Origin of the sequence: Tardiphaga sp. (assembly GCF_041424195.1) — a bacterium.
Classification (GTDB): domain Bacteria; phylum Pseudomonadota; class Alphaproteobacteria; order Rhizobiales; family Xanthobacteraceae; genus Tardiphaga.
Genome location: NZ_JBGMOE010000099.1, coordinates 1 through 9569 on the forward strand (window position 1 = coordinate 1; position 9569 = coordinate 9569).

Consider the following 9569-nt stretch of genomic DNA (forward strand, 5'->3'; position numbering starts at 1 on the left):
TATACGCCTCGAAACAGAGACTTACCGTGAGACGAGACACCATCTGCAAACATAAAAAGAAGCATGCGGATTTAATCGGAACGGGAAGGCCCTCGGCGCGGATGCGCGCGGCGCAACGTTCACGGTCCCACACCCAGTCGCGTAGGGGATAATGATAGTCATAGAGGTTCGAAACATGTCCTTCGCGGTGGGCATATCGTCGGGTGTCGGCAGGCGAGCTGTCATAGCCGATAAGCTTGACGACTCGGTCGCCGCGAGCCCATGCTGTCCGCGCCGGTTGCCAGTTCGCAACCCATTGATCTTGAGGCTGAATTTTCCATTTCGACGAGCATTAGGTCTGGATCGACCTGTCTTATTGGCCTCGCAAAGCTCGCATTTCCGTCGTTCCTTCACCCTCTCCCCTTGCATGACGCCCGATTAGGGCGTGACCGCCTTCAGGCAGCAGAGGGATCGGGCGCTTCGGCGTTGGTGCGGATCGGAACGGGCCGGCGCATCCGATCGAGTTCCTGCACGAGCTGCGCGTTGCGGCGTTCGAGCCGTTCCGCCCGCTGCTCGGCTTCGACAGCGCGCTTCAGCAGGCTGGCATTATGTGTCGCAAGGGCGATGTTCCTGGCTTCCGCATCGCGAAGAGCAGAGCGTGTGCGATCAGCCTCGCCTGCGGCCGTTTCAGTGGCCGCCTCACGCTGCGACTGAAGCTCACGCAGGGCGTCGAGAACGCCGGCATGGTGGGTATAGATGATGTTGCGGCCGACCCCGGCTGCTCGTGCGAGCCCGGCGACCGTTGGCGCGGTGGACGCGTTATTAGCGAGGACGCCAAGGGCTTCGCGCAGGCGTGCATCGGTGTTCGCCCGCCGACGGGCCTGTGGGGTGGACAGATCAGTCTCGGACGCCATCGGCATTTCCTTTGTCGAGCTGGGCCAAGATGCGGAGAGATTCCTGGATGCGTGCTTCGGCAAGCGCGCGGCTCTCGGCATCGAGGTCATCGCGCTGGGTCAGCACGGTGTTACGTTCAAGGCGCGCCTCCCAGACCGGCCTATGCCGGTCAGTCACGGCGAAGTTGGCGCAACTTGAGCAGGTGCTTTGCGTGCGAAGCCCTGGGTTCGGCTCGCGCTCGCCGCCGAGGCAAGCGGATGTCTCCCGGCGGTAAAGGCAATAGCCCCAGTCGCAGACGCCGAGGCGCATATCCGTTTCGGCGAGGATTTCGGTAATATAGGCATCGACATCGCCCGATCCCGTGCGCCCGCGGAACGGCGATCGCTCGGAGAGCATGACGCCCGCCTTCCCCGCAACGTGCGGAGCCAGGAGCAGGTCTTCCAGCGCCTTGCGGGTTTCTTCGGCGGCCTGCTCGTCGATCAACTCGGCAAGCTCGAAGTCGGTGCCGACATAGGCCCGGTCGGTCATCGCGCGGTGGACATGCCCGAGATGGCGTTGCAGCGCCGTCAGGCCAGTGCGGTCGCGCCGCCCGATGAACCGCGAGAACGTCTTGCGCCCCTGATAGGTGGTCAGGCGCCAGGTGCCGCCTTGGTGGTCCGGCAAGGCGAGGAACGGCGCAAGCCGCTCGTTCAAGCGGACATTGACCATGGGTGACCGCAGTCGGGCGACGGGCATCATCGTCGGGAGCGGTGATCGTCCCCGACCGAGCTGGTGGAGCCAGAGATTCTTCTCGCCGCTGAGTTCGCGGAGCGGAGCGGAGAGACGCTCGAGTATGTGGATTGCGCGCTGGACCGGCTCGGGCGCGAGCCAACGGTGGAGGTCGCCATGTTCCGTCAGCGACGTCTTCGTGATCGTGCCGACCAGATAGACGTGTTCCTCGCCGTCTTCGTCGGTCGCGCGCCGTTCGAGGCAGCCCTCTTCAAGCCTGAGTATCTCGGAGGCGCGCGCGCCAACAAGATAGGCGATGACGGTGAAGCAGGCATCGCCAAGCCGGTCGAGCATGAACGCCAGGCGGCGCAGTGGCCATTCCGGATTCGGATACCGATCGGCGCAGGGACATGGCTCGGCCAGCATCGCGCGTCTGATATGCCAGTGGAGCATTCGTCCCTGGTGCCGTGGTCGGAGCCGTTCATACAGGTCTGCGAGACGGTCGCGCAGGGCGATTATCTGGTCCGCCGGATCGCCGAGCAACTCGATTGCCCCGCTGATCAGCGGCACGGCGATCTCGTCAGGGGTATAGGGATGACCGCCATAAGGCTTCCAGTGCCGCTTCCCGACCGAGGCGGCGCGAGGCGGTGCCGTCGGCGGCGCGTCGTCCAGCTTGTCGCGCTGCATATGGAAGGTGCGGATCGTGCCGAGATGGCCTTCGGCGGTGCTGAGCGAGAGCAACGCGCCGTTCCTGCCCGGGCGCGCGCGCAGCATCGCCACGAAGCGACCCACGGTGTCCTGATCGAGATCCCTGAAGCGTCGGACGTTTTCCGCCGCCATCCATCGGGCAAGGAAGCGGATATGACTGAAGTGGCCGCGGATCGTTTCCTTTCGGAGCGGCATCCGGCCTTCGGGTGGATCGTGCCGCAGCGAGAGCAGGAACAGTTCGGCCGCGTGCCGGAGCGGCGTCCACTGATCGTCGCTGAACCGGCTTCCGTCCGGCATTTCGAACCCCCAGTTGAACGTCATCGCGGCGGGCACGCCTTCGTTCCCGAGCAATGGAGCCGGAACCTGGGTGAACCTGGATGTCGGGACGGAGGCCATGAGGCTATTCCAGATCCGGCAGCGAAGGCAGGGCGCACATGAGCCGTTCGGCGTCTGGCATCATCTCGGGCGGGAATGCCGGTAGCAGGTCTTGCGTCAGCACCTGAAGGCTGGGCGCGTAAAAGAGGCCGAACCGGATCGGGTCGATCCGCTCCCGCGCAGCTTCAAGATGCCAGGTGGCCTGGACGATCCGCGCGAGATGATCCGGGTCGATCGGGACGATCAGGCCCGGACAGGCAAGGCAGCCTCCCAGTTTCGGGCACACGCGACCAGGATGGGCATGTCCGCTGTCAGTCGGGCGAAGGCAGTCGTGGCCGAACAGCGCCGTCACCGGCGCGCCGGTATCCGCGCCTCTATGTTGCGAGCGATCCGAGATTGTCTCGCCGCGGACCCATGTGATCATCAGCGCCTGAAGTCGGGCGATCGTATCGCGTTCGAGGCGGCGAACGGCATCGCCGTCGACGTAGATATCTGTGGTGGCGACACTCGTATGATTAAGGACCGCCTTGGCCGCCATGATGTCGCCCTGCGATGCAGTATAATGGGCGCTTGCCATGCTGCTGCGGAACAGCTTGGGCGAGAAGTTGGGAAGCAGCGCACGAGGCTTTTCGGGATGCGCTTCGTTCCACGAGGCAATTGCAGCGTTCTGGCGCTCGTAGAAGCGCAACATTGCCGATCGCAACGTGGCCTGCACGATATGGCCGGCGTGATGATCACGCTCGAGGCGGCCAGTCGTCATGAGGAAGCGATGCAGGAACAGCCGATCGCGCCTGGACGGTTCCACATGCGGCAACAACGGCGCCGTCATCGCAAGGAGCTTTTCTATCAGGCGAGGCGCCGCATAGGGCCGGCGATTGTCGAATGACCGCCGTTGCATGCGTTTCACCTTACCGCCGGCGCGGGGTTTCACCCACTCTACCATGACGCGATGCCGCTCGAGCGGATGGGGCACCAGGCAGTCGCGCTTGATCTGGCGTAGCGGACCGGCATTTGCCGCCGTCTGGATCAGCAGCACGATATAGAACGCAACCAGCGTGTCGGTCGTGAGGTGGAGATAGCTTTCCAGCTCACGGAACCCGCCTGCGTCGGCGATCCGCTGCCGATCGGGCTTGTTAAGGTCCGAGCCTCGGGCGGGCGGCATGACGCCGTGGCCGAGGCGGTGGAGCTTCCATATCCAGCGATCCCGTTCGGCGGTCCGGCCACCACGGAGCGGCAAGTTCGGAAGAGCGACGATGGTTTGCCCGTGCTGGAACCTGTCCCAGGCAGTGTCGATCTCGGCATAGCAGACTGCCAGCAGGGCACGCATTGCGGAGGTCGTCAGCCTGTCTTGCGGTAGCCGCTGGACGCCGGCGAGCGGGATCGCATTGTTGGGAACGGCGAAGCCCGGTGCGAACAAGCCGGGATTGTCCGCGATCGCGCGCTTAAGGACCGGCCGGATCATACCGAGCTGACCGGATTGCGACTGGACGCCGCGCCTGCGCCCGTTGGTGGGCTTCGCCAGCCATGTAATGAACCGGCGGATCGTCGCCGTATCGAGATCGACCGCGCGCCTGACACGCCCATCTTCGCACAGGAACCTGCCGAACACGCGGAGCGCGAACCAGCGTGAGGTGCGGGTGGCGGCGCTGGACGCCACATCATGATCGCGGAAGGCGCGCGAGATAGCTGCGCTGATGTCGTCCGGCATTCCGAGCAGCGCCGGGTCAAACCGTTGAACGATCCTGCCCCATTCGTCGCGGAACTGGATTTCGGCGAGCTCCGCCGGATGGTCCGTCGGCGTCGGTTCGAGCCGAAGCGTCCGATCGAGGCGGTTCCTAACCATCGGCCGGGATCAGCTCGCCATAGAGATAGGCGAGGCTTTCGCTCAGGTCGCGCTCGTGCAGTTCGACACAGCGCAGATAGATCGCGGTCGTCGTGATCGAAGCGTGGCCGAGCAGCACCTGCACGACCTTGAGCGGGTTGAGGTCGGGATTGGTGCGGGCCTGGACCTGGAGACGGGCCAGCATCGCCATCGCAAAGGTGTGCCGGAGCCAGTGCAGTGTGCCCTGCAGCCCGGAAGCGGCAAACGCTTCGGCAAGCTGCGCCGTCAGGAGCTTGCGCCTCATCGCCCGTCCATGCTCGTTCAGCAGGAGATTGGACGGCGCGCGATAGCGCCGGTCGGAACGGCGGATACGGCGGACGATCCGGGCGCGTTCCTCGCCGATATACCAGTGTGTGTGATCGAGCAGCCGAAGCGGCGGATAGACCGTCCTCGGCCGATCGCCCTTGGTGATATGCAGCGGCACGCCGACTAGCGGATCGCGGTCGAGGTCGAGCGGCCAGCTATCCGGGATCTGTTCGACGGCGAGCGCTGAAAGTTCCTTGCGGCGCAGACCCGCCCCGAGCGCCCATTGCGCGGCTAGTCGGGCGGTGGGCCTCAGATGCGCAAACAGCCGCGCCAGTTCATCGGCGCGCAGTGGCCGTGGCAGCTTTTCGGGGCGCGAGACGATCAGCTCGTTGACCTGGCGCCGCTGCAAGCCTGGGCGATAGGAACCGTCAAGCATCAGCGTCATCTTCTCGGTCAACCGGAACGGGCAATGGTCGATCAGCCCCCGGTCGAGCGCCCAACCATAGAAGCGGCAGACGGTCGAGACGCGCGCATTGATCGTGGTCCGCGCATAGGGCCGCCCGGTATGCGTGCTGGGATTCTCCAGCATTCGGTTGCGATAAGCAGCGATGACACGCTCGTCGGCCTCGCGCCATTCGATCCCCGATTGTTCGAGCGAGTCGAACCAGTCGTGGAGATGTTCGCCATAGGTCCGGACGGTTTCAGACGCCTGCGCGCGGCCGCTCAGTTCGGCGTGCTCCATGAGCCAGACGAAGGCAGGCTCGATGATCGCCATGTCGGCGTCGAACAGGATCGGGAAGCCAAGTGGGACATGGGGCATGCCAGAGAATGCCCGAATCATTGATACCACGGGCTATCTCCCTCGCCCGCACAGATGCGATTTCGAAAGTAGCGCAATATGGCCGGTTTGACCGACGCATTTCGATGGAATGGGCGGTTTCCTCGTCATGTCGAAGGGTGTCGTTGCGACTCGACACCAACCACTCACCGTGGCTGCTGACACTTGGCTCCCGCCTTGATATGAGTGAACGATGATCGAGGGGGTAAGTGGTGGCACGTCGGGTATTCTTTAGCTTTCACTATGACCGTGACGTTCGACGGGTCGTGCAAGTCCGCAATTCCTGGGTGGTTCGGCCCGGTGGTGAAGCCCAGCCCTTCTATGACAAGGCAGAGTTCGAAGAGGCGAAGAAACGAGCGGGCGGCATAGAAAAATGGATCGAGGAGCAGCTCAAAGGTACGTCCGTGACTGTGGTGCTGTTTGGCGCGGAGACGTATGACCGTGAATGGGTCCGGCACGAGATCAAGAGAAGCTACGAGCTTGGAAAAGGCCTCTTGGCCATCGACATCCATAGCGTAAAAGATCCGCAACTTGGGATTGATCGTCAGGGGACCAACCCACTCAGCTATTTTACAATTAAGCAGAATGGCCGGGATGTTCCGCTTTCGAACCTATACGGGGCGTATGATTGGGTTCGGGATAACGGCTATGTCAACATGCCGGCTTGGATTGAAACTGCAGCAAAGGCGGCCGGTCGCTGACATCAATGAGTATCTATGAATTGGCCATACTTGGCGCCGTAACGCCCGGGGATCGCGCAACACTAACCGCGACGCTCGCCGATATCGTTTCCGACTTCGGATTGACGTTGGGCGACGATGTAGTTGTGCATAATGCGGACACGCTGAGTGGACGACACAAACCAGCAGCATTCGCATGTGCGTATTTCGGAGGAAACGCCCAACAAGATCTGGAGGCGGCCCAAGAACTCATCCGAGCGAGCGCGCCCATCATTCCCACGATCGCTGCCGGCGCAGACTTCAATGTTCACATCCCCCAGTTTCTCCAGCCCATCAACGGGCTAACGCGGCGCGCTGACGATCCAGCGATGACCGAACTCGCATCGGCGATGCTGGAATGCGTTGGCCTGCTCCGCCGACAGCGACGGGTATTTGTCAGCTATCGACGCGTTGAATCCCGAGCAGCTGCGTTGCAACTCCACGATCTCCTCGCATCCCGCGGATTCGACGTTTTCCTGGACACACACGATATTAGGCCCGGCGATCCGTTCCAAGATGTGCTTTGGCACAGGCTCGTCGATTCTGATGTTATGGTTATGCTCGACACTCCAACTTATTTTGATAGCCGATGGACGCGACAAGAAATAGGAAGAGCACGCGCAAAGGAAATTCAAGTTCTTCGTGTCATTTGGCCTGCACATACACCGAACAAACTGACTGATCTTGCAGAGACCATTTATCTTGATCCAGAAGAACTCGAGGGGGCGGATGGACCGATAGTAGCAAAAACGGCCGATGCAATCGTTCTTGAGGTGGAACGGCTACGAAGCCGAAGCATCGCATCCCGATATATGTCGATAACCGGCAAGCTTCGCGCTGACGTGGAGAAAATTGGAGCATCGGTGGAAGGCGTCGGCGCACACCGAGCCGTCGCTGTGCGATTGCTGGATGGTCAAAAGATTTGGGCATATCCGATTGTTGGAATCCCCACGGCCGAAATTTTGAACGATGTGGCCGATAAGGCGCGACGAGCGGAACAGCAGGAGATACCGGTACTGGTCTACGATCATATCGGCATCCGTGATGCATGGAATGCCCACCTCCGATGGCTTGGAGAGCATATTCTCGCGGTCCGCGCGATTAAGGTTTCCGAAGCCGGATGGGCTCTCGCAGCATGGGAGAATTGACCATGGCTGAGGCCATTTTCCTATCGGCAGGTGTGCCAGATCCGAAGCGAGGGCCACAATATGCGGCGACCGCCGACACTGTCGCGATTACGGCCGCAGTTTCCGCTTTGGTGCACGTCACACTTGGTCGCAGACTTCTTGTTTGGGGTGGACAACCCGCAATCACACCGATGATCTGGGTGGTCTCTCAAGACATCGGAGTAAATTACGGACATTGGGTACGGCTCTATCAGTCTCGCCATTTCGAGGATGAATTTCCCGAGGACAACGAGCGATTCAATAACGTGATTTATACAGACGAGGTTGAGAAGGATCGGGAGAAGAGCCTGCTTGCCATGCGCGAGCGCATGTTTTCCGAACACAAGTTCAAAGCAGCGGTATTCATTGGTGGCATGGGTGGGATCGTACAAGAGTACGAAATGTTTCGACGCCTGCAACCAGAGGCTGCAGTGATACCAGTAATCTCCACGGGCGGCGCGACGCTTGAAGTGGGGGCGCAAGTTGGGTCTCTAGCGCCCGACCTAGCGGAAGACCGGGACTATGTTGCGTTATTTCACCGCCACCTTGACGTTTCCGTCCGAGAGGAGCGCTTCGAAAGCCCGGCCCTGCAACCGGCTGTCGTTGAGGAGCGATTTTGGCAGCCCCCAGCCACTGCTTAAACGGGGTGGGAACTCATCATTCGCCAGCCAGCCATTCGCTGAGCTCCGTAGCTGTGTTCCTTTTCTCGTCGAGAACCATCCAGACACGCTTTTGATGACCCTGTAGATCCCCCCAGACAATGCGGCGGTATAATCCCAGATACTCCCACGATGCCCACGCTTGCTCATGCGAGCTGTCGGATGCCGGGAACAGCGCGATCTTCGTCAGCCCTTTATACCCATCGGCCACGCCCAACTCCCAGGGCACCCAACGGCTGTCCTTGCTGTTCTTGCTTGCAAGAAGGACAAAGCGCTTGGTCTGGCGAATACGGCTCTTTAACAGCCCCGCCGTTTCCTCCGTCGTGTATGGGGGCATTTCCGGGTCGATTTCATCGACATAGACCCTGGCTCCGTGCCCTTCCAACACACGAATAGCGCCAACGACCAAATCATCATCTTTGCTTGAGTGCGAAAGAAATGTGGTGCCTGAGAGGCTACGAGAAGCAGCAGATTTTCTGAGACTTGCCTGTTCGCTAACATTTAACTTATCGGCAAAATTCCGCAGTTCGGATTTTGTAATGTATTCGATCATAATCGAAACTCTATCATCGAATATCGCACGAATTCACGGAGTTCCATCAGTTCTTTGAGCGGATCGCTATCGCGTCCTCAATCCAGCTCTCGATCCCGTTTTTGATCGAATCATAGACTGCCTTGCTATCTGTGCCTGAAGGGGTGACCAGCTTCGCTATGGACGATAGCTTTTTCCCGGTATTTCCATAGCCGACTTCGTCAAACGGATTGCTACCAGCCGCGCACGAATTCCCGTCGTGGCCGAGAAGTTTGTTTATCCGAATGCCGACCACTCCTTTGCCGGCATCCCAGCCTTTAACGATCTCGCGGATTACCCAAGGGCGGCTCGCTGTTTCAGAACCGACAAGCACCACCACACAGCTCTTGCCGTACATGTTGTCATCGATCCATTTTTCGATGGAGGCCTTGCCCTTCCGCTTGACCTCTTCCCACGCATTCGCGGTGCAAAGAGTCTGCCCTTCAAGAGCACCGATGTTACGCACTTGCTGGGTGCGCCAAAAATCGTTCGCGAAGTGAAAACTGAAGAAAACGCGCCGCGCCATAAGGCCCCCTTTTGTTCTCCGGTCTTCTACAAGCCCAGCCTTTGTTTCGCCAGTGAAATCGATCCTGAAATGATCTGCTCGCGAATGAAGTGCGGTAATTGAGTCCAAGCGGATTCATCCGGCAATCAGGCGTCGCTGCGCGACGCGAGTGACGGGCCGACCACCGCCAGCTCTTTGGGTTAGCGCGACGGTCGGCCCGTCACTCATCGCGAGCAAAAGAGACAGTCTCTGAAGCCGGACCTAAGCTGCACGAATGGTGCCCGAAGCTGATCGACGGCAGGGTCGCGTTAGTCAGGCA

Annotated in this window: 9 protein-coding genes; 3 read left to right on the forward strand and 6 right to left on the reverse strand. The window is 60.6% G+C overall.

Annotated elements, in window-relative coordinates; all coding sequences use genetic code 11:
* Nucleotides 1–434: 434 nt before the first annotated feature.
* From ACEK02_RS14615 to ACEK02_RS14630, 4 genes are all read right to left on the reverse strand, one after another.
* Entirely contained in the window at nucleotides 435–893 is a 459-nt protein-coding gene (locus ACEK02_RS14615; RefSeq protein WP_292624067.1) for a hypothetical protein, read from the reverse strand.
* A complete protein-coding gene (locus ACEK02_RS14620) occupies nucleotides 877–2622 on the reverse strand; it encodes an integrase (protein ID WP_371422401.1) in 1746 nt (581 codons plus the stop codon). Before ACEK02_RS14620 ends, ACEK02_RS14615 begins: the two co-directional genes overlap by 17 nt.
* Nucleotides 2623–2689: 67 nt before the next feature.
* On the reverse strand, nucleotides 2690–4507 hold the full coding sequence (locus tag ACEK02_RS14625) for a site-specific integrase (RefSeq protein ID WP_292624071.1): 1818 nt from the start codon (nucleotides 4505–4507) through the stop codon (nucleotides 2690–2692).
* The gene (locus ACEK02_RS14630; RefSeq protein ID WP_371422403.1) at nucleotides 4500–5633 is read right to left on the reverse strand and encodes a tyrosine-type recombinase/integrase; all 1134 of its coding nucleotides are present in this window, start codon (nucleotides 5631–5633) and stop codon (nucleotides 4500–4502) included. The genes ACEK02_RS14625 and ACEK02_RS14630 overlap by 8 nt, the downstream gene beginning before the upstream one ends.
* Nucleotides 5634–5842: 209 nt before the next feature.
* Here ACEK02_RS14630 and ACEK02_RS14635 point away from each other — a divergent pair, with 209 nt between their 5' ends.
* The 3 genes from ACEK02_RS14635 to ACEK02_RS14645 are packed head-to-tail and all read left to right on the forward strand — an operon-like array spanning nucleotide 5843 to nucleotide 8156.
* Complete coding sequence (locus tag ACEK02_RS14635; protein WP_038577284.1) at nucleotides 5843–6331, forward strand: TIR domain-containing protein; 489 nt, start codon at nucleotides 5843–5845, stop codon at nucleotides 6329–6331.
* Between the two features lie 5 nt (nucleotides 6332–6336).
* On the forward strand, nucleotides 6337–7497 hold the full coding sequence (locus ACEK02_RS14640; protein WP_292624075.1) for a toll/interleukin-1 receptor domain-containing protein: 1161 nt from the start codon (nucleotides 6337–6339) through the stop codon (nucleotides 7495–7497).
* A 2-nt stretch (nucleotides 7498–7499) separates the two neighbouring features.
* Nucleotides 7500–8156, forward strand: coding sequence for a hypothetical protein (locus ACEK02_RS14645; RefSeq protein WP_038575783.1), 657 nt, complete (start codon nucleotides 7500–7502; stop codon nucleotides 8154–8156).
* Between the two features lie 16 nt (nucleotides 8157–8172).
* Here ACEK02_RS14645 and ACEK02_RS14650 read toward each other — a convergent pair whose 3' ends face one another.
* Both ACEK02_RS14650 and ACEK02_RS14655 read right to left on the reverse strand, forming a co-directional pair.
* Entirely contained in the window at nucleotides 8173–8727 is a 555-nt protein-coding gene (locus ACEK02_RS14650; protein ID WP_038575785.1) for a toll/interleukin-1 receptor domain-containing protein, read from the reverse strand.
* Nucleotides 8728–8773: 46 nt separating this feature from the next.
* Nucleotides 8774–9379: a TIR domain-containing protein gene (locus ACEK02_RS14655; RefSeq protein ID WP_371422402.1), complete on the reverse strand. Its 606-nt coding sequence runs from the start codon at nucleotides 9377–9379 to the stop codon at nucleotides 8774–8776.
* Between the last annotated feature and the right edge of the window lie 190 nt (nucleotides 9380–9569).

Coding starts and splice junctions, on each gene's coding strand:
- ACEK02_RS14615 (WP_292624067.1), bottom strand. CDS start 893: ATGGCGTCCGAGACTGATCTGTCCACCCCACAGGCCCGTCGGCGGGCG.
- ACEK02_RS14625 (WP_292624071.1), bottom strand. CDS start 4,507: ATGGTTAGGAACCGCCTCGATCGGACGCTTCGGCTCGAACCGACGCCG.
- ACEK02_RS14630 (WP_371422403.1), bottom strand. CDS start 5,633: ATGATTCGGGCATTCTCTGGCATGCCCCATGTCCCACTTGGCTTCCCG.
- ACEK02_RS14640 (WP_292624075.1), top strand. CDS start 6,337: ATGAGTATCTATGAATTGGCCATACTTGGCGCCGTAACGCCCGGGGAT.
- ACEK02_RS14645 (WP_038575783.1), top strand. CDS start 7,500: ATGGCTGAGGCCATTTTCCTATCGGCAGGTGTGCCAGATCCGAAGCGA.
- ACEK02_RS14650 (WP_038575785.1), bottom strand. CDS start 8,727: ATGATCGAATACATTACAAAATCCGAACTGCGGAATTTTGCCGATAAG.